Raw genomic sequence first — 21,964 nt, 5'->3', positions numbered from 1 at the left:
CTCCCATCCAGGTTCCTGGTACCGGGTTCCCGGCAAACGCATACACCTTCCTCTTGTATCTGCAATATGTCCGTCAGATAACGAACTTTGCAAATCATGCCATACAAACATGAAATCGAGGCGCGCTGGAGAAGCCTAGTTACCCTTCTGTTCAGGCTTTTGCGCCAGCATCGAGCGCAGCAGTGCCGCCACGACCGGCGCCGCGTGCTCGCCGCCGGTGGCTTCGGAACGGCTGACAAAGGCGGCAAACGCCAGGCGCCGGTCTTGCCCGGGCAGGCTGCCCGGCTCCAGCCAGCCGGTGAACCAGACCGTGGCCAGGCCGGCGTCGCCGACCGGCGCGGTGCCGGTCTTGCCGTACAGGCCGGCGCGCAGGCCGTCGAATTCCGGCGCGCGGAAGGCGCCCGCCGCGGTGCCGTGGGCCACCACGCCGCGCAGGCCGGCGCGGATGCGGTCCAGGCGCACGCCGAGCCTGGCGCCGGATTCGCTGCGCGCCTGGGCGCCATCGAGCTCCAGCAGCAGGCGCGGCGCAATCGCGCGGCCTTCGCCGACGGCGCCGGCCGCCAGCGCCATGTGCAGCGGCGTGGCCTGCATGCGCAGCCCGATCGCCATCTGGCGCAGCTCGTGGCGCGAGCCGACCGGGTCGCTGGCGGCGACGCTCGCCTGCAGCGCATCCCAGTTGCGCCAGGCATAGTCGCCCGGCAGCAGGCCGCCGTCCAGGCGCAGCGGGCGCTCGAAGCCGAGGCGGCGCGCCATCGCCACGCTCGGGCGCACCGCGTCGAGCGCCGCGCCGTCCAGGGCGCGCAGGCTGGGCGCCCCGCCTTCTGGTTTCCCGAGCAGGCTGCGGTCGCCCAGTTCCGCGGTCCAGGCGAACCAGGTGTTCAGGCTATAGGTGAGCGCCTGGGCCAGGCCCAGCTTGCCGTCCTGGGCGCGGCGGTCGAGGTGCTGGTCGCGGAAGTTGGTGATGCGGGCGGCGCTGCCGAGCGGATAGCTGGCGGCGTCGGTGCGGAAGGCGTAGCCGCCGCGCGCGGCCGTGCCGTTGATGGCGGCCAGCGGCATGCCGTCGAGCAGGGCATCCAGGCGCGGGTTGGCCTGCGCCGCCAGTTCCAGGCCCAGCGCACTGACGATTTTATACGTCGAGCCGGGGCTGCGCTCGGCGCCGCCGTCGTGCTGCAGGGCCGCCTGGCGCAGCGGGCTGCGCGCCGGATCGACGCGGTCGAAGTCGCGCAGCTCGTTCCACGGCGCCGCCGACGCCGGGGAGCCGGCCTGGGCGCTGGCGGCGGCCAGGATGTCGCCGCTGCCGGTATCGAGCAGCACCAGGCCCGCCTGGCGGCCCGGCGCCGGGGCCGCGCCGCCGCTGCAGCGCGCGCCGTCCCACTGGCCGCGGCGCAGGCCGACGCAGTCGAGCGCGCCCTGGGCCGCGCCTTGCAGGGCCAGGTCGAGCGTGAGCCTGGCCGCGTGCGGGCGGCCGTTCGGCGCCGGCAGGCGGCCCAGCATGCCGGCGATGCTGTTCGCATGGCCGTCGCGCAAACCGAGCAGCGTATCCAGGCCGGCGCCGTGCGCGGCTTCCAGCGCACGCCCGCCCTGCCACAGCGGCCTGCCGTTGCGGTCGGCCAGCAGCACCGGCACCGGCGCCGCTGGCGCGACCCGGCTCGCATCGGGCAAGGGCTGCCAGCGCAGCTCCCGTCCCTCCAGCGCCAGGTGGCGGTAGGCGGCGTCGCCGGCGCTGCCCAAGTTGGCCATGTCGAGCGGCGCCGCCTCCAGCACCACGCGCCGCGCGCCCGGCTGCAGGGCCAGCACCAGTTCGCGCACGTCGTCGGGCCGGGTGCAGGCGCGCCCGCCGCAGGCCGGGCGGGTGTCGACCAGCTCGGCGCCGCCGATGCCGGTCATGCGCCCGGCGAGCATCAGCTCGATGCGTTCGCCGCCCCGGGCCGGCTGCGGCAGCACCAGCGCCAGCCGCGCCGACTGCGCGCCGGCCGGCCAGTCGGCGACGCGGCTCCAGGCTTCCCAGCCCTGCGGCAGGCGTTCGAACAGGCGCGCCGCCGCCAGCGGCATGGCCGTGCTGGCGCCGACCGCCACCGCGCCGGCGCTGGCCTGCCAGCTGCCGCCCAGCGCATTCGGACGCAGGCGCCAGGCCAGCAGGCGCCGTTCGCTGTTAAAGACGCGCACCTGTTCCAGCACATAGGCGCCGTCGGCGCGGTGATGCAGGCGTTCCAGCAGTTTCAGGCCGGCGGCGTCAAGCGCAACATTGTCCCAGCTGTGTAGGTCGCCCGTGCGCTGGCCGGGCTCGGCGGCGCGCCAGCGCGCCAAATCGCGCGGGGCCACCTCGATCAGACCGGACGGCGCCAGGCGGATCAAGCCGCGCTCGCGCAGGCTGTCGAACAGGGCGCCGTCTTCCAGGCGCGGCGCGGCCTTGGCCGGCACCCGGTACTCGCCCGGGGCCAGCATGGCGGTGCGCAGCTCGCCCTGGGCCGGGAAGGCCGCCACCAGCGCGGCCGGAACCGGCCCGCTAGCAGGCAGCCAGCGCTGCAGCACCAGTTCGCCCGCGGCCGGACAGGCCGCGCTGGCGCGCCGCATCACGCGCAATGCGCCGGCATCGCCCCAGACCAGCCAGCCCTGCCGGCCCAGCCGGGCCGCGCCGCTCTTATTGATGGCGCCGGCGCCCAGGTCGTCGATCCAGCGCGCCGCCGGGGCGCCGTTCCAGCTCACGCGCAGCGGCGCGCCGCCCGTGGCGTTGCCGGCGATGTCGAGCTGCGGCATCGTCCCGCTCGCCAGCACCACGTTGCGCAGGGTGATGGGACTGGCCGCCGTTTCGTTGCGCGCGGCCCAGCGCGCCACGTCGGCGAAGGGATAGCCGACCCGTACCGGCGAAATGCGTCCGCTGGCGCGGTCGAGCATCTGCTCGCACAGATCGATCACCACCGGGCGCTCGGCGCGCATGCCGGCCACCACCAGCAGCGCCCCGCCGCCCTGCGGGTTCAGGCTGACGCCGGCCTGGGCCGGCACGCTGAAGGCCAGGCCGGGGAGTGCCGGCTGGAAGGCGTCGAGCTCGCGCACCAGGCCGGAGCCGGCGCTGCTGCCGGCGGCCACGGCCAGGGTGCGCGCGTGATGGGCAATCAGGATGCCGCCGCCGATAGCCAGCGCCAGCGCGGCCACGCCGATCCAGAGGCCGGGCCCAGGCTGCGGACGCGCCTGTCCACTCGCCTCTGCCGCAACGGCCCTCGCCGGTGCCGTGCGTCCGCCGGCACGCAGGTTGCGTGCGCGCCGGCGCGCCCGGCGGTTCGACGCCAGCCCGCCCAATACCGTGGCGATCATTCCCCCCATTGCTCTCCTTCCGCGCGGCTCCGCTGTGGCCGCTTATCGCGCAGGTCTAGCGGAGGGAAGGGGAAAACAGGCAGATACGGCCGCGTAGACGGACGTTCGGCGCCGTTCCTGTGCAGGTCATCCCGCCTTTTGTGCGGCTCGTCGCAATCCGCTGTCACCCTAGACGGCCCTCGGATACAGTGCATCCATCGAAACCCCACCCGCAAGGAGAACACCGTGAAGATCGCCAAGCACATGGAAGCCGTTTTCGTCGTTGCCCTCGCCGCCGCCGGCTCGTTCAGCTACTTCGCCGACAGCGTGCCGCAGGCGCATGCACGCCCGGCCGTCATCCAGGATTCGAGCATCGCTACCGAAACCAAGATGGCTGTCGTGGTCGTGAAAGGCAAGCGCCCGAGCGCCGCCGAGAAACAGCAGATGCTGCTAGCCGATCGCCGCGCACCAGGGAGCGTGATTTGATGTCCCGCGCGTGCCGGGCAGTGCCGGGTCGTGGCTGACGACCCAGGCATGCCCGGCAGCGGTTTTCCCCTTCTGCGTTACATCTCCCTCCTCGTTTCTCCCCGGCTTGTCACAGTGACGCAGCTTTCTGTATCACTTGTAAGCACATGCATCAAATCGTCCTTCCCGTCCAGGCGAGCGCTATAGTGAATCATCCGCTTTGGATTTGGAGAACGAACATGAAACGCCTCACTCTCGCTGCCCTGATCGCCCTTGGCGCCGCCGCGTATGCACCGCTGCCTTCGATGGCGCAGGGCCTCGAAGTCTATATCGGCACCGCGCCGCCGGCGCCTGTCTACGAACGCATCCCGGCCGCACGCCATGGTTACGTCTGGGCGCCGGGTTACTGGGAGTGGCGCGGCCACCGCCACTTCTGGGTGCCGGGCAGCTACGTGGTCGAGCGTCCGGGCTACGTGTATGCGCCGCCAGCCTGGCACCAGCGCGGCGGGCGCTGGTACATGAGCCAGGGAGCCTGGTCGCCGCGTGACCGCTATTACGCGAACAACGACCGCTACTACGGCCCGGACCGCCGGCATGGACCGGATCGCGGCTGGAACGACCGCGATCACCGCGGCGGCAATTACGGCCGCAACGAAGGGCGCCGCGACTACGACCGCGACGGCGTGCCGAACCGGTATGACCGGGACCGCGACAACGATGGAATCAGCAACCGCCATGACCGCGACCGCGATGGCGATGGGGTCGGGAACCGCCGCGACCGCAATCCGGATAATCCGTATCGCCGTTGAGCGGGTAGCCGGTAGCGGAATGAGAAGCGCCTCGTGAGAGGCGCTTTTTTTATTGAGTGGCCGTTGGCGGATTTCGCCGATGATCAGTCGATGAGACCGCGTGGACACAGGTGTCCACCCTACGAGGCTGTTGTAGGGTGGACACCTGTGTCCACGCGGTAGATCGGTCGATCAGCCGGGCGGCCTATTTCTTGAGGTGCTTGTCGAGAAACGCCAATATCTTCGCACTCGCCTCGGCCTGGTTTTTCTTCTTCGAGAACCCGTGCCCCTCGTCGGCAAACACCACGTACTCGACCTCGACCCCGTTCTTGCGCACCGCCTCGACGATCTCGTCGCTTTCCGGCTTGATCACGCGCGGGTCGTTGGCGCCCTGGATGACCATCAGCGGCTTGCGGATGTTCGCGGCGTGGAACAGGGGCGAGGTGGCGGTGAGGAAGGCCTTATCCTTCACCGGGTCGCCGATCTCGTCGTACAGGGCCTTGCGCTGCGATTCCCAGTAGGGCGGAATGCTCTCCAGCGTGCGGATCCAGTTGCTGACGCCGAAGATGTCGATGCCGACCTTGAAGGCTTCCGGCCGGAAGGCCAGCGCCGCCAGCGTCATGTAGCCGCCGTAGCTGCCGCCCATGATGCCAATGCGCCCCGGGTCGACCCAGCCCAGGCTGGCGAGCCAGGTCTTGGCCTCGACGCAGTCCCACAGCGGCTCCTGCCCGTGCTTGCGGTCGTCGGCGGTGAAGAAGGTCTTGCCGTAGCCCGAGCTGCCGCGGTTGTTGATGCCCAGGACCGCATAGCCGTGATTCACCAGGTACTGGATCTGGGCGTTATAGCCGCGCATGGTCTGGCCGCCGGGGCCGCCGTGCACGTAGACCACGGCCGGCACCTTGTTCGCGTTCGAGGCGCCCTTCGGCTTGTAGAAGATCGACGGGATCACCGTACCGTCGAACGAGGTGAAGCGCACCACCTCGGCCTCGACCAGGTCGTTCGGGTCGATCTCCGGGCTCAGGCTGCGCGTCAGCTGGGTCGTCTTGTTGCTGCGGAAGTCGTGCACGTACAGATTGTTCGGCGAGCGGTCGCCGTTCACGTAGAAGGCCACCAGGTTGCCGCTGTCCGAAAACACGGCGCCGCGCATTTCGCCGCCGCCGGTCTTCGGCAGCGCCACCGGTTTGCCGGTCGCGCTGTCGACGACGCGCATGCGGATGCTGCCGTCCTCGTTGACGTAGCTGATGCGATGCCTGCCGTTGCGCGAGTAGCCGGTGCCGGCGATGTCCCAGTCGGCCTGTTCCACGTCCGTGACGGCGCCGGTGGCCAGGTCGTAGGCGCGGATGCGCGTGAATTCGCCGCCGTCGTTGGTGGCGAACAGCAGGCGCTTCGAGTCGGGGTCGAAGTCTTCGGCGCTGTAGCTGGCAGTGCCCTGGTGCTGCGAAATGTGCTTCGTTTCGCGGGTCTGCACGTCGTACAAGTAGACGTCGCTGTCGGCGGTGGTGTTCGGCTTGTCGAGCGCCAGATAACGGCCGTCGCGGCTGATGGCGGACACGGTGCGCCCGGTCTCGTTCTGGTAGACCAGGGTGCGTGCGTAGGTCTGCGCGTCGTAGCGGTAGAGGTCGAAGTATTTCGGGTCGCGCTCGTTGGTGCTGACGTAGAAGGCCTTGCCGTCGGGCTGCCAGCCGGCAAAGGCGGCCTTCAGTTTGGCGCCCGGCGTCAGGTCGCGCTCGGCGCCGTCGAGTTCGCGCACGTACAGGTGGTTCTGCTCGTTGCCGCCCTGGTCGCGCGTGAACAAAATGCGGTCGTCGTTGTAGAAGAAGCCGACAGCATAGGTGCTGTCCGTGGTCGAGCTGGTCAAGGCGCGCGGGGTGCCGCCGCCGACCGGCAGCACGTAGGCGTTGAAGATGCGCGAGGCGTTGCTGTTGAACAGGACCTGCTTCTCGTCGCGGCTGAACGAGGCGCCGTTGACCGAGGTGGTGGCCATGAACTGCTCGATGGTATAGCGCCTGGGCTGCTTCTGCGCCTTTTGCGCGGCCTTGGCGGCAGGCGCCGGAGCGGCTGCCTGGGCCGGGGACAGTGCGGCCGCGGCGCAGGCGGCGAGCAGGGATACACGTACGGCCTGGTGGAACAAACGCATGGGCTGCTATCAAAAACGTGCGCAAACGTGCGCAGCGTATTCTTCCTGCCCCGAACCGTCCTGTTGACCGTGTTCGTCTCTGGCAGGCGTTACTTCCCCGCCTGCCGCCGGAACCGTTCCGGCGGCAGTGCCCGGCGTCACCGCCTGGCTCGCCTCGGGTAGCGCCGTGCGCGCCGCAAGAGCGCCGGTGGCGAGCCATTGCAAATTGACGGCCGCGTTGACATCGCGGTCGTGGCGGATGCCGCAAGCGCCGCAGGTCCAGACCCGTTCACCCAGGTTCAACCCGGCATTGCGCACCCCGCACCCCGAACACAGCTTGCTCGACGGGTACCAGCGGTCGGCCAGTACGATCCTGGTGCCGTAACGGGCCGACTTGTATTGCAGCTGGCGCCGGATTTCGTAAAAGCCGACGTCAGCGATGGCCCGGGCCAGCTTGTGGTTGGCGAGCATGCCGCGCACGTTCAGGTCCTCGATCGCCACTGCTTGATTTTCGCGGCAGAGACGGGTAGTCAGCTTATGGGTAAAAATCGGCGCGGACCCGGGCGATGCGCTCATGCAGGCGCGCCAGCGACAGCGCCCCCTTTGTGCGGTTTTTCGATACCGGCAGCCGGGAACCTTTCGGGATCGGTCCGGTAAGGCCGGACGCCTTCTTGACCGCCTCCAGCTTGCGCGACTGGCGCCGGCTGCGGATGCGAAGGCGCCGCAGCGCGGCTTTTAGCGGACGGGGCGCAACGATCTTTTCTCCGCTGGACAGGGTCGCCGCAGCCGTCACGCCCAGATCGACACCAATCACCGCATCGCCTGTTCGCGACCGCATCGCTAGTCGCTCGGGCACCTCTACCTGGACCGACAGATACCAGTGATCGGCCTGGCGCGAGACGCTGGCTCCCATGATTTTCCCAGGCCAGCGCAGCGGCTCACGCAGCAGTACACGACCGATCTTGGGCAGGACGACCGCCATGCCTTCCGTTCTAAATTTATCGTTGGCCAGGTAGAAGCTGTCCCGGCAGCGCCCCTTTTTCTTGAAGCGCGGCGGGTGGGCAGGTTGTCTGGCGCGGCGCTGTTCGACGTAGCGCGTCCACGCCTTGGCCAAATTGGCGAAGGGCTGCGCATGGGCGTCGCGGTGAATGGTGCGCAGCCAGGGCTGGCCATGTTCGTCGAGCCAGTCCGGGTCAGAGTACTTGATGCTGTTGAAACGCTTCTTGAGCGCCATGGCGTTCGGGCGCAGGCCAAGCGCCACCTGGCGCTGCCATTCGGCCAGTGCCCAGTTCCAGACCCGCCGGGCAGTGCCGGCCGCGCGCGTGAAATAGTCGCGCTGGTAAGGTGACGGCTCAAGCCTGATCCGGTGTGCCAGCAGCATGGTCGCTCTCCAATACCGAGTGCAAATGGTTTTCCGTGTTACGTCGCCAGTTACTGGCCGTGCGCGCTGCGGGAACGAGCCGTCCTTCGCGCTCCCAGCGCTGCAGCGACTTCACTGCAATGCCGAGCAACCTGACTGCCTGACCTATGGCCATTGTGTTTTCCATGATCACAATTGGACACGAACACACCTGTTTAGTTCGAGCAGAGTCTAGCTCCTCTGGAACGACGATATGAATGACGCAGCAAAATAACGCCAGGCAAGTGTTGCAAGCTTTGCATGCCGTGTCAACGCCGCCGAAAGCGGTTATGCTCACGCCATGAACGACCTCGTCCGCCTGCAAGGCGCCGCCAGCAAGACCGAACTTGCCGCCAGCCGCAAACTGGCCCTGCGCTCCAACATCTCCTTCGAAGACGCCCTGCGCACCACGCTCACCGCGAGCGCGGGCGACGCCGGCCTCGACTACCTGCTCGACGCGCGCGCCACCCTGCGCGCCGCCGAGGCAGCACGCGCCCTGGCGCGCCGCGCCGCCCGCGACGCCGCCAGGGAAGCGGCGCGGGAAACCGCCCTCGCCCTGCGCCGCCTGCGCCAGGAAGGCATGCCGACTGCCTGGCGCGGCTGGTTCGACGGGTCCGCCAAGCCGAACCCGGGCCGCTGCGGCATCGGCGCGCGCCTGCTCGGGCCGGGCGGCGAGGCGGTCGAGCTGTCGCAAGCGGCCGGCTACGGCAACAGCAGCGAAGCCGAATACCGCGCCCTGATCCTGCTGCTGGAAACCGCCGTCGCGCAGGGCGCCAGGCCGCTCACCGTGTACGGCGACAGCCAGGTGGTGATCGATGACGTGAACGGCGCCCCTGCCGACAGCGCGGCTGCGCTGCGCCCCTTGCGCGCACGCGTACACGCGCTGCTGGCGCAACTGCCGGCGACCACGCTGCGCTGGATACCGCGCCACAAGAACGGGGAAGCCGATGCCCTGTCGCAGCGCGCCACCGCGGCGCCAGCCGACGACATTGAAGCAATCCATGAAGGAAGCGAATGAACGACCATACCGCGCCGCAGCCTGAACTCGCGGCCTGGCGCCCGCGCCTGGCCGCCATGGCCGCCGGCGCTGCCGCTGCTACTGCCACGGATGACGGCGCCCACGACGCCAGCCACCTGGAACGCGTCTGGCGCAGCGCCGAGACCCTGCTCGGCCACCACCTCGATGCCGACCCGCTGGTGGTGATGGCGGCCAGCTACCTGCACGACCTGGTCAACCTGGAAAAGGACGATCCCGAACGCGCCCAGGCCTCGCGCCGCTCGGCCCTGCTCGCGCGCACGCTGCTGCGGGAGGCCGGCTTCCCGCCCGCGCGGCTCGACGCCGTCGCCCATGCGATCGAGGCGCACAGCTTTTCGGCGGCGATCGTCCCCACCACCATCGAAGCGCGGATCGTGCAGGACGCCGACCGGCTCGACGCGCTCGGCGCGGTCGGCCTGGCGCGCATGTTTTCCATTTCCGGCCGCATGCGCCGCGCCCTGGCCCACCCGACCGACCCGCTGGCGGAAAACCGCGCGCTCGACGACCGCGCCTACGCGCTCGACCACATCGTGCTGAAGCTGGCGAAGCTGCCCGATATGATGCAGACCGCGGCCGGCCGCGACCTGGCCAACGAACGGCTGGGCAAGCTGATGGTGTTTCGGAGGGAGTTCGCGGCGGAGTGGCTGGGAGCCGCGAACGCCGCCGGCTGAAGCCAACCGGCACTCACATTTTCCGGCTCGGGGCATGATGGCATTGTTATAATTGCCTGAATGAAAACTTCTTCGTTCCCCGGCCGCGTGCGCAGCCTGCTGGCCGCCGCCGTCCTGGCCGCCGACCCCGCCCTGGCAATCGACACCGAGCCGCGCGGCCTGCGCGCGCTGCGCATTGCCAGCGCCGATGTTCCCGCCATCGACGGCGTGCTCGACGACCCCGCCTGGCGGCGCGCGCCCGTGTTCGACGGCTTCCACAAGCACCTGCCGCGCGACGGCGAGTCCAGCGCCAAGGGTATGCGCACCAGCGTGCAGCTGGTGGTCGATGACGACGCCCTGGTATTCGCCATCCGCGCCTGGGACCCCTCCCCCGAGCGCCTGCGCAGCGCCCTGGCGCGGCGCGACAAGGTCGACGCGGGCCAGGATTTCATCGGCATCTGGATCGACCCGGCCGGCCATGGCCGCGCCGCCCAGTTCGTGCGCGTAAATATCGCTGGCGTGGTAAGCGACGGCATGCACCGCGCCGACGACGACGAATCCGACCTCGGCCCCGACTTCCCGATCGACGCCGCCGTGCGGCTGCTGCCCGACGGCTACAGCATGGAAGTACGCTGGCCCCTGTCGAATTTGCGCTTTCCCTACGCGGGCGGGCGCAACTGGCGCGTGATGGTCGAGCGCAGCATCCCGCATGCCGACGGCACGCTGCTGGCGACGGCGCCCTACCGGGTCGACGCCCTGAGCCGCCTCAGCTTCCTGCAGGAGATCGAGGGCATGGACACCACCGTGGCCTCGGTGCGCGACCGCGGCTTCGTCGAGTGGCGCCCGGAGCTGACGGTGCGCAGCGCGCGCGCCGCCGCGCCCGGCCAGCGCGTGCGCGGCAGCGACACCCAGCTGGGCCTGGAGATCAACGCCCGCCCGCGCGCCGACTGGGTCTTCAATGCCACCCTGAACCCGGACTTCTCGCTGGTCGAGATCGACGAGCCGGTGTCCCAGGGCGCCGGCAATATCGCCCTCAGCCTGCCGGAAAAGCGCGGCTTCTTCCTGGAGAGCGCGGACGTGCTCAGCCTGCCCCTGCCGGCGTTTTATTCGCGCACCGTGAACGACCCCGAGTACGGCCTGCGCGCCACCTGGCGCGCGTCGGACATGGACGCCACCGCCATGAGCCTGCGCGACGAGCCGGGCGGCCTGGTCCTGCGCGGGCGCCCCTACGAAACGCTGGAAGCCGTGCAGGCCGGGCGCAGTGTCGCCAGCCTGGTGCGCGCACGCTGGCACGGCGAAGGCCTGCTGCTGGGCGCCTTTGCCTCGCAGCGCGACTACCACCGCTTCGGCCGCAACGACGTGCTCGGGCTGGATGCGCAGTGGCGCGCCGCAGGCGAGGACGGCGTGCAGCACCAGCTGTCGGGCGTGGCGATGGTCTCGCGCACGAGCGCCGGCTTCGGCGAGGATGCCATCGTCGGCAAGGTGGCGCGCCGCTCCGGCGCTTATTTGTGGAACAAGTACCTGCACAAGACCGAGCGCTGGTGGCACGAGGTCGAGCTGGAAGCGATCGCGCCGGGCTTCGCCAACGACAACGGCTTCGTGCCGCAGGCCGGCATCGCGCGCGCCAGCGGCTCGCTGAACCGCATCCTCGGCTCGCAGACGCTGGGCGCGCTCGAACTCTACGAATTCGAAACCTACCTGGGCTTCCACGAGATGCGCACCCTGGCCGACAAGCCGACCGGCCAGGCCGGTGGCGAGACCGTCGAGCGCAGGCTGCGGCCCGGCGTCTGGACGGCGGCGCCGCTGCAGACCGGCCTCTGGGCCGAACTCGGCTTCGACCGCCAGCGCGCCCGTCCCGGCGGACGCCTGCACGACACGCGCGTGGTCAACCTCGGCATCGAGACCAAGCCGGCGCCCTGGATCGCACGCATCGCGGCCGAACTGGCGCTGGGCCGCCAGCTCGACGCCGACGCCGACCGCGTGGGTCCGGGCGGACAGGCGATCCTGGACGTCGACCTGCGCTTTCCGATCAGGCGCGGCTGGTCGCTGGAACTCGACCACCACCTGAACCGGTCCTGGGTGCGCGGCACCCTCGGCACGCCGGCGTTTACGGACACCGCCTGGCGCTGGCGCGCGATGCTGCACTTCAGCCCGCGCGACTCGCTGCGCCTGCTGGCCCAGAACACCTGGGCCGCAAGGCGCGACGACGGCGTGACCCAGCTCGAAGCATGGAACGAGCGCCAGGTGCACCGTTCGCTGCTGTACCGCTACCAGTGGCAGCACGGACGCACGCTGTCGCTCGGGGTGGCCAGCGACAAGCTGCCGCTGGTGGAGGAGCGCAGCACCGCGCTGACCTTCAAGCTGCAGTGGGAAGTCTGAGGGCGCAGTCTGCCGGCCACTGCCGGCTCTGCATAAGCGGTGTAAGATCGTTCTTTTTTGGCAGGACCATCCCATGCTGCAGAAGGCTGCAACGCACCGGGCGCAGACCGGCAATTTGAACTTCGTCCTGGTCAGCGTGTTCATCGACGTCATCGGCATCGGCCTGATCGTGCCGGTGATGCCGCCGCTGGTCGGCCAGTTCGTGCAGGGCCGCGACGAGCAGGCCCTGTGGTACGGCATCCTGGCCACCGTCTTCGGCCTGCTGCAGTTCGTCTTCATGCCCATGCTCGGCGCCATCAGCGACCGCATCGGCCGGCGCCCGGTGCTGCTGTATTCGATGGGCGGCATGTGCCTGAACTTCCTCGTCACCGCCATGGCCCCGAGCCTGGCCTGGCTGTTCATCGGGCGCGCCATCGGCGGCGTGTCGGCGGCCAGCATGTCGGTGGCGATGGCGTACGCCTCCGACGTCTCCACGCCCGAGAACCGCGCGAAAAGCTTCGGCAAGATCGGCGCCGCCTTTGGCCTGGGCTTCATCTGCGGCCCGATGCTGGGTGGGCTGCTGGGCGAATACGACCTCGCCCTGCCCTTCTACGCAGCGGCCGTGCTGGCCGGCGTGAACCTGGTCTATGGCTACTTCTTCGTGCCGGAATCGCTGCCCGCAACGACGCGCGAACCCTTCAGCTGGCAGAAGGTGAATCCGTTCTACGCGCTGCGCAAGTTGCTGGCACGGCGCGCCATCCGCGGCCTGGTGGTCGTGTTCGCGCTGACCACCTTCGGCCAGATCATGACCCAGACCACCTGGGTGCTGTACACCACCTTCCGCTTCGGCTGGACCCCGCGCGACAACGGCATCGCCATGTTCTGCGTCGGCCTGGCCGCGGCCGTGGTCCAAGGCGGGCTGGTATCGGTCCTGATCCGGCGCCTGGGCGAAGTACGCCTGTCGCTCATGGGCCTGGCCTCGGGCGCCATCACCTTCGTCCTGTATGGCCTGGCGACCCAGGGCTGGATGATGTACGTCTTCATTTGCTGCAACCTGCTGGCCTTTGCCGCCGGGCCGGCGTTGCAGGGCATCGTCTCGCGCGAGGCCGGCCCCGGCGAGCAGGGAGAGCTGATGGGTTCCCTGCAGTCGATCAGCAGCCTGGCGGTGGTGGTGACGCCGCTGATCGGCACCTCGATCCTGGGCGCCGTCAGCCACCTGCCGCCCGACGACTGGCGCATCGGCTCGAGCTTCTTCCTGTCGGCGGCGATGCAGGCGCTGGCGGTACTGGTGGCCCTGCGCTGGTTCCGCCGGCGGCACCTGACGGCATGACGCGCGCCGCATGAGCGTGCCCGCGGCTGGCATGTCGGGCACGGTGGCGATGGCCGTGCTGGCCGCGGCGCTGATGCACGCCGGCTGGAACGCCATGCTCAAAACGAAGGGCGACGCCTTTCTCTCGACGGTGGCGGTGGCCGTCAGCGCCGGCCTGCTATGCGCACTGGCCCTGCCCTGGCTCTCGCAGCCGGCGCCGGCGAGCTGGCCCTACATTGCCGCCTCGGCCCTGATCCACGTGGTGTATTACGCACTGCTGATGGCCACCTACCGCGACGGCGACGTCAGCCTCGCCTACCCGCTGATGCGCGGCTGCGCGCCGCTGCTCGTGGCCTCGTTCGGACTGGCCCTCATGGGCGAGCGCCTGGGCGCGATGCAGTGGCTGTCGGTCTGCCTGATCTGCGGCGGCGTGCTGACGATGACCGGGCGCGCCCGGGCCAGCACTGCTGTCAGCCGCCGTACCACGTTGCTGGCGCTGGCCTCGGCCGCGACCATCGCGGCCTACACCCTGGTCGACGGCGCCGGCGTGCGCCTGTCGCACGCGCCCGCCGCCTACACGATGTGGATCTTCGCCGCCACCGCGCCCGGCGTCGCGGTGCTGGCCGTGCGGCGCCGGCGCGAGCTGCTGCCGTTTGTGCGCAGCAATCCGGCCCTGCCCGGCGGCGGCGCGCTGTCGGTCGGCGCCTACTGGGTGGCGCTGTGGGCGATGACGCAGGCACCCGTGGCCGCAGTGGCGGCGCTGCGCGAGACCTCGATCCTGTTTGCCGCCGCCATCGCGCTGCTGGTCCTGCGCGAGCGCGTGGCGCCGCTGCGGCTGGCCGGCGCGGTGTTGATTGCCTGTGGCGCGGCGGCGATGCGGCTGCATTGAGCCGCTGGCTCGGCTCTTGAATTAGGGGCGAAGCGGAGACATACGCACGTTGTGTTCAAAAGCGAGCAGTTCATAAATGCTGCCGTTACACGGATCGTAAATCCACTCATTGTCAAACAGCGTTCTCAGCCGGTGGTTCAGGTAACACTCCCCAACGACCAAGGAATGAAACCTGTTTCCATCGAGGCGGCGTTTGTCGATGCGTGCCAACAAGCTGTCAGGTAGGCTCGACATAACGAAGTCCGAAATGACGAGCAGGTCCGCATTCAGGTAAGCATCCTGCTCCATCGTGTCCAGAGCATGTTCCAGCGCCGGTGCCACATCCGTGCCACCATGGAACGACATCCTCAGGAAACGGAGCACCTCCTCCATGCCAGTATCGCCGCTGAGATCGAGTGTGTCTATATCAGTGGAAAAGTTAATCAGATAGCAGGTGCGTTTCTGTTCCCTTGCTTTCGTCGCAAGGAACAGCGATATCGCCTTCGCGATCGTCTCGGGCGTGCCGCTCATCGAGCCACTGGTGTCAATGCAAATCACCATCGGCCCGAGCTCATCGGCATCCTTTACGCTTTGCTCATCTTCGACGTCGGCCTGCGTGTCGATGTGCAGTATGCCCTGCATGTCAAAGCACATCAGGCCGGACTCGACAAATTTAAGGTCGAACAATACCGAAGTATCCGGATCGGCAAGAAGAGCAAGCTCGGAGGGCAGGACATGCTCGATATCCCGACCGAGACGAATGCCGACGATTTCTTCGCGAGAATGAATGTCCGGCAAAGCCATGTTGACGTGTGCGGAAGATGTGACACGTTCGATTCGTTCCGATAGTTCGATTTGCCGAATTTTTCCGAGCAGTTCGCACAGTCGCTGCACACCCTTATCCTCTGCAAGATAGGCAGCCCAGCGCTCGAACTGTTGAATATCTTGCGACGTCAAAGTCCCCTTTGACAGGTCAAGAAGAATGCCGGCGTCCAGTCCCAGTGACGCAAGCCGTTCCTGAAGTTCTTGCACCAGGCGCAGAATCTTGTACAGTTCGGCCACCAGTGCTGCGCGACGCGCAGCGAGTTCATCGAATGCCCATCTGGCGCGCGCCTCGTCCATCCGCTTTTGCCACTCCGTCAGCAAGAGCCGGGTGCTGATCTCGACGTCGCCCTTGAATTTCTGGGCGATCGCTGTCTGCGGTACCGTCGGATCGAACTGACGCTTCCAGAATGCTTCATTGGCTGGATGCCCGATCAGTTTACAGAAGGCGCTGTACTCGCCAACTGCATCGGCCAACTTAGCAAGCGGGATGCTTCCAGCCTGTGCCCTGTCCTGCCAAATGCGTAAGGTCGTCTCTTCGGAAGCAAGAGGAAATCCGTCATTCAGGATCGAAGCAGTCCGGGAACGCCAGGTACCTATCTGCTCAGTAACGAAGTTGTGGACCGTGCCCGAGTGGCCTGTCAACGTTGGAAAAGAGGAGCGAATGTCCGCTGCGATTTCCTGCGCTGCGAGCTCTAGTGCATCTAGCTGCATAATGCTTCAAGGCGCTCGCAGTCCTTGATACGGAGCTTCAGGCTGGCGACCTGCTCTTCCATGCCAGCAATGGCCAGATTGGTTTTCTCAAGCGGAACGAAGAGCGAAGACAAGCGCGCTTCCATGTCCACAAACTGCGCGGTCACTTTGGCAAGAATCGACTGCAGTTCTGTCCTGACCTTTGCAACCGAGCAGGACAGCGACTCAACGAGGCGGGGACTCACGTTGGCTTTCTTATCTCCCCGATGGAACAATATGTTGGGCTCGAATGTGGTACGTTCACGGCCATTCTCCGTGACCTTGCAGCTGCCCTGGCCGTCGAATGCACATTCCAGCTCTTCGATTTCGTTTCCGGACTGATCCAGAGGATGGAAAGTCGTGGACGATTTCATGTGTTTATACGGCAGAAATACGATTTCTTCGTGATCGCTCCCTGAGTAATAGGAGTGGTAACGGCTACGTTGACGCGGTAGCTTCACCCTGAACACGTCGTCGTCGTTTCCGCTTTTCTCCGTTTCGTACACGTTCGATGAATAGAACAACCCATCGTTGATTTCTCGCTCAAGCGCGTTCTTGGTCCGGTCGATATCCGCCAGGCTGACTCCACTGTCGATCCCTGCTGCTTTAACGGCGTTTGCAACCATGTCCGCCAGCACCTGATGGTTTTCCTTCTGCGTCCACAGACAATGCTGCAGCAGCAGTGCATCGCTATGGTTGGTCGCAGCCCGACCATTGAAGAACGCCGCAGCCTTCATCAGCATGGCCGCCCGCTGCCAGCGCCTGTCCGAAACATATACGCCAAGCGTTTGATACTGCTCCGCCAACTGCTCGCGAATCATGTGAATGATGAGCAGCGTCTCGGCTGAAAGCGAAATCGTGTGAATCTGCTCGATCCACGCACCCCACTCTTCTTGCCCGACACGCAGGTCTTCCGGAACATTGACTTCCGGTGAACTGGGTTTGCTGCTCAGTATCTGCTCGAAATGCCGGATCTCGTGGACTGGCGCAACCGTCAGGCGAACGAGGAAGCGATCGAACAGCGCCTCCAGGCCCTGATTGGCATCCGGCGTTTCATTGGACGCAGCAAGCAATGCACGCAGCGGCACCTTCTCCACGACGCCGCCATTCTTGAAGATTCGTTCATTTATGAGCGTCAACAAGGTATTCAAAATGGCAGGGCTGGACTTCCAGATTTCATCCAGAAAAGCGATATCGGCTTTTGGCAGGTAAGCATCGGTCTGGCGAATATAGCGGTCCTCTTTCAAGGCCTTGATCGAAACCGGCCCAAAGACTTCTTCAGGCGTGCTGAACCGATTCATCAGACATTCGAAGTAAACCGGTTTCAGGAAGGCGCAGGCGATGCGTCTTGAAATCAGGCTCTTTGCGGTGCCCGGCGGGCCATACAAAAAGACATTCTGGCCGCATAACGCAGCCAGGAGAGCGACAGCGACGGTCTCCTCACGTTCTACCATCCCGCTACAAAGAAGAGTGGTCAGTCGCTCGATCCTGGTCTTGAGGACGTTTGATTCTGTTCGTTTAGTCTTTTGCATCACATGCTCTTGCTGTTGAGTGGCAGCGCGGCGTCGGTCATAACCAGCCGGACTGCCTGACTCGTGTGTTTAAAACTTCGCTTCCACCGTCGCGCGCAGCGTCACGCCTACCGGGAAGCTTGCGCGGCGCAGCACCAGCCCGCGCCCGTCTTCCAGGTAGCTGCTGCTGGCCTTGAAGTCCTCGTCGAGCAGGTTCTGCCCCGCCACGCGCAGCTGCAGCTTGGGCGAGAATTTGTACAGCACGTAGGCTTCCAGGTCGCGCCGCGTGTCCATGATCGAAGTCTGGCGTTCCGACACGCGCACCCGCATGCCTTCCTTGTAGGCGAAGCTGGCGCCGGTGCTGACCTTGCCGACCTTGTAGTCGATGCCGAGGTTGGCCGACAGCGGGGTCTGGCCATCGAGGCGGTTGCCCGGACCCGGCACGCCGTCGACTTCCGACCAGTTGCGGCTGATGCTGGCGCGCAGGTCGATCGCCGGGGCGCCGGCTATCACCGCTTTCAGCGGGAACTTGGCTTCGAGTTCCAGGTTCTTCGACACGGCCTGGCCGGCGTTCATCGGCATCGCCACCCAGCGCGTGCCGTCGAAATCGATGACCGAGCGGGTGTAGCCGTCGATGCGGCGGATCGAGGCGCTGGCCGAGAGCAGCGCACCTTCGGCCCAATAGTGCTCGTACGAGGCGTCGAAGCCCAGCGCCAGTTCCGGCTGCAGGTCCGGGTTGCCCTGGTAGTCGGGATCGGTGGAGCGGTTGTCGACCGAGGTCTGGCGGCGCGGGATCAGGCTGGAGACGTTCGGCGCCTTGTAGGTGCGGGTGACGGCGAAGCGCACCTGGTCGCCCTTGGTGTCCGGGATCTTCCACAGCGTTTGCAGCACCGGGCTCCAGACGCTCGAACGCGAACGGCCGATCTCGAAGGTGTTGCCCGAGGTGCGGGTGCGGATGCCTTCCCAGCGCGCGCCGAGGTACACCGACAGGCGCGGCGTGACGCTCCACTCGTCCTGCGCATACAGCGCCAGGCGCGAGACCTGGGCCTCGAACTGCTCGCCGTCCGGCAGGCCCGGGAACACGGCGCGGCCGGCCTCGGTCTCGAAGCGGCTGTCTTCGCGCGTGTTGTAGCCGCCGTCCCAGCCCATGCCCAGCGCATGGCCTTCGAAGATGGTCTTCGAAAACTTGCCGGTGCTGGTCACGCCGCGGTCTTCGCCTTCCGAGACGATCAGGTTGTCGAGCGCGCGCGCGGCGCCGGCGGGCGTCAGGCGGCGCGAGGTGCTGTCGTTCTCGCCGCCCTGCACGCCCAGCTTCATGTCGAGCTTGGCGCCGGCGTCCATCTTGTGCACCCAGTTCAGCTCGGTGCGGTAGAAGCTGTTCTTGTTGTCGTTGGCCAGGGCCAGGTCCGGGTAAGGCGCCGCGGCGCCGATCGTGGTCGTGGCCGTCTCGTTCGTACGGGTCCGGAAGCGGCCCGAATTCAGGAAGGTCTGCGAGGTGAGCGTGTCGCCGTTCTCGAGATTCCAGTTCAGGCGCGGCGCCAGGTTGAAGTAGCTGAAGGAGCCGTCTTCCACGCCGACCGTGCTGCGCGCCTGGGTCTGGACGCCGGCGTCGCTGTAGGCATCCTCGAACACGGTGGCGGTGCGCTCGAAGCTTTCGTGCGCGCCGCTGCCCGAGATCGAGTACGACATCTTGCCGACCTTGTCCGACAGCTGCAGGTTCACGTTCGGCCCGCGCATGCCGCTGCTGGTGCGGCGCATGCCGACCTTGACTTCGCGCTGGCCGGTGCGGATCGCCTTTTTCAGCACGATGTTGATGGTGCCGGCCACCGACTGGGTCGAGAACTCGGCGCTGGCGGCGCGCAGCACTTCGATGCGTTCGATGACATCCGGCGCCAGCGACTCGATCGAGAAGCCGGCCGGCGCCCGCTCGCCGTTGATCAGGATCTGCGTGTAGCCGGCGCCCATGCCGCGCATGCGGATTTCGCCGCCGCGGCCATTGCTGCTGTTGACGGTGATGCCGGGTACGCGCTTGAGCACGTCGGTGACGCTGGTGTCGCCGTATTTGACGATCTCTTCCTGGTTGACCACGATCTTGGTGGCGGTGTCGTCGCGGCGCGGATCGTAGGCCTGGGCCGAGCCCTTCACTTCGACGCGCTGCATCGTCTGCCCGGACTGGGCGGCTTCGCCTTGCTTGAGCGTAGTGTCGGCTGCGGCTTGCCTGGTTTCCTGCACGTCTTGTGCGTACAGCGGGAAGGTGGTTGCCAACGCGGCGGCCAGCAGCGTCAGGCGAATCGGAGAGAATCGGGCGTGCATAGGGAACAGACAATGAAAGGAGCCGGTATTGTCTGCGAGATCACATCCTTTGTGTTGCCCCTGAGAATATTTTTTTGATATGCATGTGCACCGGAATCGTCGCATGCACGGCCGCCCGGGACTATGCGCTACACTGGACAGGCGGGCCCGGCGTGAAAACAAGGATAGGCACCGGCCCGGCCCTTATTTATAATTCGCCATCCTTACAATCTGGGGCTTGCCACCGTGTCCGACCGCTTTAAAGTACTGCCACAATATGTCCTGCCCAAGCAGGCGCTGACCTCGTTTGCCGGGCGCGTCGCCGGCGCCCGCGGAGGCGCAATGACGACCCGCCTGATCCGCTGGTTCGTCGGCAAGTACGGCGTCAACATGGCCGAAGCGGCCAATCCGGACATCGCCAGCTACGCCAGCTTCAATGAATTCTTCACCCGCCCGCTGGCCGACGGCGTGCGGCCGCTGGCCCAGGCCGATTTCGTGTGCCCGGTGGACGGCGCGATCAGCCAGTTCGGCGCCATCGACGACCACCACATTTTGCAGGCCAAGGGCCACAAGTTCACCACCACCGAACTGGTGGGCGGCGACGCCCAGCTGGCCGCGCACTTCCGGCACGGCAGCTTCGCCAATCTCTACCTGAGCCCGAAGGACTACCACCGCATCCACATGCCCTGCGACGGCCGCCTGACGCGCATGATCTACGTGCCCGGCGCCCTGTTCTCGGTGAACCCGACCACGGCGCGCGGCGTGCCCGGCCTGTTCGCGCGCAACGAGCGCGTGGTGTGCGTGTTCGAGTCCGAGCAGTTCGGCACCTTCGTGATGGTGCTGGTCGGCGCGACCATCGTCGGCAGCATGGCGACGTCCTGGCACGGCGTGGTGAACCCGCCGCGCATGGCGCGCATCTGCGACTGGACCTACGACACCACGCCGGTGGTGCTGAAAAAGGGAGAAGAGATGGGCCGCTTCCTGCTCGGCTCGACGGTGGTGATGCTGTTCAAGGAGAACACGATCGGCTTCAATAACGAGTGGGCGCCGGAGCGTTCGGTGCGGCTTGGGGAATTGATGGGCAATCGGCCGGCTTGATGGCCGATGTGGTGGGTTCAAGAACCCACCATCCCAGCCTTCCCGAATAGCTCAGGCAATCACCCGCCCCACCATCTCGCGCAGCGCCAGCCCGCCGCCACCGATCAGCAGCGCGAAATACGCGATCGTCAGCACATTGGCGACATAACCCAGCAGCACGCACACGCCATCGCGTTGCAGCAGCCCGATGGCAAAGAACAGCAGCGCCACCGCCGGGAAGGTATTGCTGAACGGGATCAGTCCGAACGGCATCATCAACAGCACGGCGCCCAGGATCAGCGACGCATTGTTCATGCGCTCGGCCGGGCCGTTGGCCACCAGCCAGGCGATGCGGTTCGGGCGGCTCACGCGTTCCAGCCGGTGCAGCAGGGGCAGCGCCTTGCGCAGCATGGGACGCAGCTTGCGGGTGGCAATGGTCTTGTGCGCGATGCGCTCGGGAATCCAGAGTTCGCGCCGCAGCAGGCGCGCCAGGCCGATCAGCAGGATGGCCGCGCCGAACACCGTGCTCACGCCGGGGATCGAGATCGGGATCAGGAACACCAGGGTCAGCAGCGCGGCCAGGATCAGCAGGCCGTCGTTGCCGACGCGGTGCACCAGTTCGCTCAGCGTGATGCCGGTGCGCGGCAACGAACGGATCAGTGCGCGGATGCGCAGGGACAAGGCTTCGCCGTGCATGAACCAGCCCTCTTATTTAGGACGGTAGATGGCGCACAGCTTGTTGCCGTCCGGGTCGCGCACATAGGCCAGGTAGAGCGCGCCCATGTTGCTCTCACGCAGGCCTGGCGGGTCTTCGATCGAGACGCCGCCCTGGGCCACGGCCGTGTCGTGGAACTGCTGCACCTGCTCGGGCGAATGGCACTTGAAGCCGATGGTGGCACCGTTGGCGCAGGTCGCGGCTTCGCCATTGATGGGCTCGCTGACACCGAAGCTGTTGCCGTCGTGGCGATAGAACAGACGGGTATGGCCCGATGGCGCGACGTTGCGCACGGCCTCGCCGGCGCCGAGGGTGCCCAGCACCGCATCGTAAAAGCGTTTCGAGCGTTCGATATCGTTCGAACCGATCATGACGTGATTCAGCATTGCTTATCTCCATGGTTAGCCGGCGTGGATGCGGCCTCGAGCGGCAGTATAGATGAAGTGCCGCGCGGCGCGGCAATCCGTATCGTCCCCCTCATGGAAAATCTGACTGTGGTGAGGATTCGATAGTTTTCCTCGCGCCAACATCCCCT

General features: G+C 66.8%; 18 protein-coding genes. 8 read left to right on the top strand and 10 right to left on the bottom strand.

Annotation, left to right across the window (positions count from 1 at the left end):
* Positions 1–135 precede the first annotated feature (135 nt).
* Positions 136–3,321: a penicillin-binding transpeptidase domain-containing protein gene (locus ACWYRN_RS19620; RefSeq protein WP_488689325.1), complete on the bottom strand. Its 3,186-nt coding sequence runs from the start codon at positions 3,319–3,321 to the stop codon at positions 136–138.
* Positions 3,322–3,537: 216 nt separating this feature from the next.
* Between ACWYRN_RS19620 and ACWYRN_RS19615 the strand changes: the two genes are divergently transcribed.
* Positions 3,538–3,777: a hypothetical protein gene (locus ACWYRN_RS19615; RefSeq protein ID WP_488689324.1), complete on the top strand. Its 240-nt coding sequence runs from the start codon at positions 3,538–3,540 to the stop codon at positions 3,775–3,777.
* Between the two features lie 218 nt (positions 3,778–3,995).
* On the top strand, positions 3,996–4,565 hold the full coding sequence (locus ACWYRN_RS19610; protein WP_488689323.1) for a YXWGXW repeat-containing protein: 570 nt from the start codon (positions 3,996–3,998) through the stop codon (positions 4,563–4,565).
* 184 nt (positions 4,566–4,749) lie between these two features.
* Here the strand turns inward: ACWYRN_RS19610 and ACWYRN_RS19605 are convergent, their stop codons facing one another.
* From ACWYRN_RS19605 to ACWYRN_RS19590, 4 genes are read right to left on the bottom strand one after another with little or no spacing between them, the layout of a single operon-like run.
* A complete protein-coding gene (locus ACWYRN_RS19605) occupies positions 4,750–6,681 on the bottom strand; it encodes a S9 family peptidase (RefSeq protein WP_488689322.1) in 1,932 nt (643 codons plus the stop codon).
* A gap of 9 nt (positions 6,682–6,690) precedes the next feature.
* A complete protein-coding gene (locus ACWYRN_RS19600) occupies positions 6,691–7,236 on the bottom strand; it encodes an RNA-guided endonuclease InsQ/TnpB family protein (protein ID WP_488689321.1) in 546 nt (181 codons plus the stop codon).
* Positions 7,196–8,041 (bottom strand): RNA-guided endonuclease InsQ/TnpB family protein, encoded by an 846-nt coding sequence (locus ACWYRN_RS19595; RefSeq protein ID WP_488689320.1) that lies wholly within the window; start codon positions 8,039–8,041, stop codon positions 7,196–7,198. Before ACWYRN_RS19595 ends, ACWYRN_RS19600 begins: the two co-directional genes overlap by 41 nt.
* Positions 8,013–8,195, bottom strand: a complete 183-nt coding sequence (locus ACWYRN_RS19590; RefSeq protein WP_488692847.1) for a MerR family DNA-binding transcriptional regulator — start codon at positions 8,193–8,195, stop codon at positions 8,013–8,015. Before ACWYRN_RS19590 ends, ACWYRN_RS19595 begins: the two co-directional genes overlap by 29 nt.
* A 165-nt stretch (positions 8,196–8,360) precedes the next feature.
* On the opposite strand from ACWYRN_RS19590, the gene ACWYRN_RS19585 reads away from it, so the two are divergent.
* From ACWYRN_RS19585 to ACWYRN_RS19565, 5 genes are all read left to right on the top strand, one after another.
* Positions 8,361–9,077, top strand: a complete 717-nt coding sequence (locus ACWYRN_RS19585; protein ID WP_488689318.1) for a ribonuclease HI family protein — start codon at positions 8,361–8,363, stop codon at positions 9,075–9,077.
* Entirely contained in the window at positions 9,074–9,766 is a 693-nt protein-coding gene (locus ACWYRN_RS19580) for an HD domain-containing protein (protein ID WP_488689317.1), read from the top strand. The genes ACWYRN_RS19585 and ACWYRN_RS19580 overlap by 4 nt, the downstream gene beginning before the upstream one ends.
* A 60-nt stretch (positions 9,767–9,826) precedes the next feature.
* Positions 9,827–12,124, top strand: coding sequence for a DOMON domain-containing protein (locus ACWYRN_RS19575; protein ID WP_488689315.1), 2,298 nt, complete (start codon positions 9,827–9,829; stop codon positions 12,122–12,124).
* Positions 12,125–12,197: 73 nt separating this feature from the next.
* On the top strand, positions 12,198–13,433 hold the full coding sequence (locus ACWYRN_RS19570) for a TCR/Tet family MFS transporter (protein ID WP_488689313.1): 1,236 nt from the start codon (positions 12,198–12,200) through the stop codon (positions 13,431–13,433).
* 10 nt (positions 13,434–13,443) lie between these two features.
* Positions 13,444–14,301, top strand: a complete 858-nt coding sequence (locus ACWYRN_RS19565) for an EamA family transporter (protein WP_488689311.1) — start codon at positions 13,444–13,446, stop codon at positions 14,299–14,301.
* Between the two features lie 21 nt (positions 14,302–14,322).
* On the opposite strand, the gene ACWYRN_RS19560 is transcribed toward ACWYRN_RS19565, so the two are convergent.
* The 3 genes from ACWYRN_RS19560 to ACWYRN_RS19550 all read right to left on the bottom strand — a co-directional run bounded on the left by ACWYRN_RS19560 (position 14,323) and on the right by ACWYRN_RS19550 (position 19,610).
* Positions 14,323–15,816, bottom strand: coding sequence for a VWA domain-containing protein (locus ACWYRN_RS19560; protein ID WP_488689309.1), 1,494 nt, complete (start codon positions 15,814–15,816; stop codon positions 14,323–14,325).
* Entirely contained in the window at positions 15,807–17,366 is a 1,560-nt protein-coding gene (locus tag ACWYRN_RS19555) for an AAA family ATPase (RefSeq protein WP_488689307.1), read from the bottom strand. The genes ACWYRN_RS19560 and ACWYRN_RS19555 overlap by 10 nt, the downstream gene beginning before the upstream one ends.
* A gap of 69 nt (positions 17,367–17,435) precedes the next feature.
* Complete coding sequence (locus ACWYRN_RS19550) at positions 17,436–19,610, bottom strand: TonB-dependent receptor plug domain-containing protein (protein ID WP_488689305.1); 2,175 nt, start codon at positions 19,608–19,610, stop codon at positions 17,436–17,438.
* 273 nt (positions 19,611–19,883) lie between these two features.
* Here ACWYRN_RS19550 and asd point away from each other — a divergent pair, with 273 nt between their 5' ends.
* Positions 19,884–20,735 (top strand): archaetidylserine decarboxylase, encoded by an 852-nt coding sequence (asd, locus tag ACWYRN_RS19545; RefSeq protein WP_488689303.1) that lies wholly within the window; start codon positions 19,884–19,886, stop codon positions 20,733–20,735.
* A gap of 51 nt (positions 20,736–20,786) precedes the next feature.
* Here the strand turns inward: asd and ACWYRN_RS19540 are convergent, their stop codons facing one another.
* Together ACWYRN_RS19540 and ACWYRN_RS19535 are read right to left on the bottom strand one after the other, a co-directional pair.
* Positions 20,787–21,410 carry an exopolysaccharide biosynthesis protein gene (locus tag ACWYRN_RS19540; protein ID WP_488689302.1) on the bottom strand — a complete coding sequence of 208 codons (624 nt, stop codon included), beginning with the start codon at positions 21,408–21,410 and terminating at the stop codon, positions 20,787–20,789.
* Positions 21,411–21,422: 12 nt separating this feature from the next.
* The gene (locus ACWYRN_RS19535; RefSeq protein ID WP_488689300.1) at positions 21,423–21,815 is read right to left on the bottom strand and encodes a VOC family protein; all 393 of its coding nucleotides are present in this window, start codon (positions 21,813–21,815) and stop codon (positions 21,423–21,425) included.
* Between the last annotated feature and the right edge of the window lie 149 nt (positions 21,816–21,964).

This window comes from Massilia sp. BAP21 (assembly GCF_057801335.1).
This window is presented reverse-complemented; position numbering and strand designations above follow the sequence as displayed.

What these genes read in the sequence shown, in the direction of transcription:
- ACWYRN_RS19570 (WP_488689313.1), top strand. Translation starts at nt 12,198, where the DNA reads ATGCTGCAGAAGGCTGCAACGCACCGGGCGCAGACCGGCAATTTGAAC.
- ACWYRN_RS19555 (WP_488689307.1), bottom strand. Translation starts at nt 17,366, where the DNA reads ATGCAAAAGACTAAACGAACAGAATCAAACGTCCTCAAGACCAGGATC.
- ACWYRN_RS19535 (WP_488689300.1), bottom strand. Translation starts at nt 21,815, where the DNA reads ATGCTGAATCACGTCATGATCGGTTCGAACGATATCGAACGCTCGAAA.
- ACWYRN_RS19575 (WP_488689315.1), top strand. Translation starts at nt 9,827, where the DNA reads ATGAAAACTTCTTCGTTCCCCGGCCGCGTGCGCAGCCTGCTGGCCGCC.
- ACWYRN_RS19610 (WP_488689323.1), top strand. Translation starts at nt 3,996, where the DNA reads ATGAAACGCCTCACTCTCGCTGCCCTGATCGCCCTTGGCGCCGCCGCG.
- ACWYRN_RS19580 (WP_488689317.1), top strand. Translation starts at nt 9,074, where the DNA reads ATGAACGACCATACCGCGCCGCAGCCTGAACTCGCGGCCTGGCGCCCG.
- ACWYRN_RS19590 (WP_488692847.1), bottom strand. Translation starts at nt 8,195, where the DNA reads ATGGCCATAGGTCAGGCAGTCAGGTTGCTCGGCATTGCAGTGAAGTCG.
- ACWYRN_RS19540 (WP_488689302.1), bottom strand. Translation starts at nt 21,410, where the DNA reads ATGCACGGCGAAGCCTTGTCCCTGCGCATCCGCGCACTGATCCGTTCG.
- ACWYRN_RS19605 (WP_488689322.1), bottom strand. Translation starts at nt 6,681, where the DNA reads ATGCGTTTGTTCCACCAGGCCGTACGTGTATCCCTGCTCGCCGCCTGC.
- ACWYRN_RS19600 (WP_488689321.1), bottom strand. Translation starts at nt 7,236, where the DNA reads ATGAGCGCATCGCCCGGGTCCGCGCCGATTTTTACCCATAAGCTGACT.
- ACWYRN_RS19560 (WP_488689309.1), bottom strand. Translation starts at nt 15,816, where the DNA reads ATGCAGCTAGATGCACTAGAGCTCGCAGCGCAGGAAATCGCAGCGGAC.
- ACWYRN_RS19595 (WP_488689320.1), bottom strand. Translation starts at nt 8,041, where the DNA reads ATGCTGCTGGCACACCGGATCAGGCTTGAGCCGTCACCTTACCAGCGC.
- ACWYRN_RS19565 (WP_488689311.1), top strand. Translation starts at nt 13,444, where the DNA reads ATGAGCGTGCCCGCGGCTGGCATGTCGGGCACGGTGGCGATGGCCGTG.
- ACWYRN_RS19620 (WP_488689325.1), bottom strand. Translation starts at nt 3,321, where the DNA reads ATGGGGGGAATGATCGCCACGGTATTGGGCGGGCTGGCGTCGAACCGC.
- ACWYRN_RS19585 (WP_488689318.1), top strand. Translation starts at nt 8,361, where the DNA reads ATGAACGACCTCGTCCGCCTGCAAGGCGCCGCCAGCAAGACCGAACTT.